General features: G+C 27.1%; 2 protein-coding genes. One reads left to right on the forward strand and one right to left on the reverse strand.

The window, feature by feature from the left end:
- Positions 1-115: 115 nt before the first annotated feature.
- Entirely contained in the window at positions 116-487 is a 372-nt protein-coding gene (locus tag M2475_RS11400; RefSeq protein WP_277491665.1) for a hypothetical protein, read from the reverse strand.
- Positions 488-969: 482 nt separating this feature from the next.
- Here M2475_RS11400 and M2475_RS11405 point away from each other — a divergent pair, with 482 nt between their 5' ends.
- A complete protein-coding gene (locus M2475_RS11405; protein ID WP_277491666.1) occupies positions 970-1,134 on the forward strand; it encodes a hypothetical protein in 165 nt (54 codons plus the stop codon).
- The last annotated feature ends 83 nt before the right edge of the window (positions 1,135-1,217 follow it).

A 1,217-nucleotide genomic window follows, 5' to 3' on the forward strand; every position in this document is an offset into this window, starting at 1 on the left:
TGTTCCTCTGTTTCTTTCATTTTACCATAGCTATTATAAAAACCGCATAAGTTGAGCCGTACGCTCTCAACTTACACGGTTAATTTTACACTCCCTAGGAGCTCTTATAAAATTGCTATTTATAAGTAATCAGTGTTTGATACATTTCACGTAACTTTTGATTTTCAACAATAGTATATTTTATATCAAGTATTTGATAACCTTTCTTTTGCATTGCATCAACTACTCCACCGATTTCTGTAGTATATTTCTTTTCTACACTAAATCCTCTGTCGTTTGAAATCTCACTTAGACTATTTAGCATTAATATATGAATATATCCATCTTGATCATGTAAATATTTATCATATATAGACAACAATGAATCACCACGTTGTAAAGACATATTCATTTGATTATCTTTTTGCTCAGCAGCTCTAATTTCTCTATTTTTTTGTTTTTCTTCCCTGTCTCTCATTTTCTCTTCTCTTGTTTTTAATAATGCCATTTTATTTCCTCTCTTTCAATTGCTTTAATCATATTATACAAAATTAGTATAGTAGTTAAAAGCAAATATTTATATCAAAAAAAGAGAAATAAAACATTATTACATATTACAATGTTTTATTAAACAATCCAGACTATAATATAGATGAAATATCTTTGGAATTTCAGAAGGAAGTCTTGGGTATAAATATGAAATTTATATAAGTACAAAAACTGAAAAAGACAACGGTAAATACTTCAAATACTGGTCGATTTAAGAGATTAGTGTTTTTTAAGTCGATTATAGATAATTTTATTTGGTAGTTAGAGCGGGAGGGTTATTATAATATCAATAGTAAAATCTTTCCTCTTTGTGAAATCATTTTAGATTGTATCAAATAAAAGAATCTAATTACACTGAAATATTTGATAACCGTTTAATATATTGCTATAATTCTATTCTAGGGAAGCATAATGTATTGAGTAAAAGGATAGGAACAAAGTATGAAATTAATATCAGATTTAAATGTTGCTAATATGAGAGTAGCATCATTATTAAACCAAAAAAACAGAGTTTGTAAAGGGAAAAAATCTTTACAAGCTGTAAAATCAAATCTTTATTCAAAAGAAAAACCAGTATCATGTGATAATGATACTTCAGACTGTTGACATAAAGGGTGTTCCATTACGGAGCACCCTTTTAATTATGTATGTTTTTAATATTTTTCGTATGCTATCAATTATGTGTGTAA

This window comes from Breznakia sp. PF5-3, assembly GCF_029504745.1.
Taxonomy (GTDB): Bacteria; Bacillota_I; Bacilli_A; order Erysipelotrichales; family Erysipelotrichaceae; genus Breznakia.

Bases quoted from the DNA above. Each gene is read 5' to 3' on its own strand.
- M2475_RS11405 (WP_277491666.1), top strand. From the start codon at position 970: ATGAAATTAATATCAGATTTAAATGTTGCTAATATGAGAGTAGCATCA.
- M2475_RS11400 (WP_277491665.1), bottom strand. From the start codon at position 487: ATGGCATTATTAAAAACAAGAGAAGAGAAAATGAGAGACAGGGAAGAA.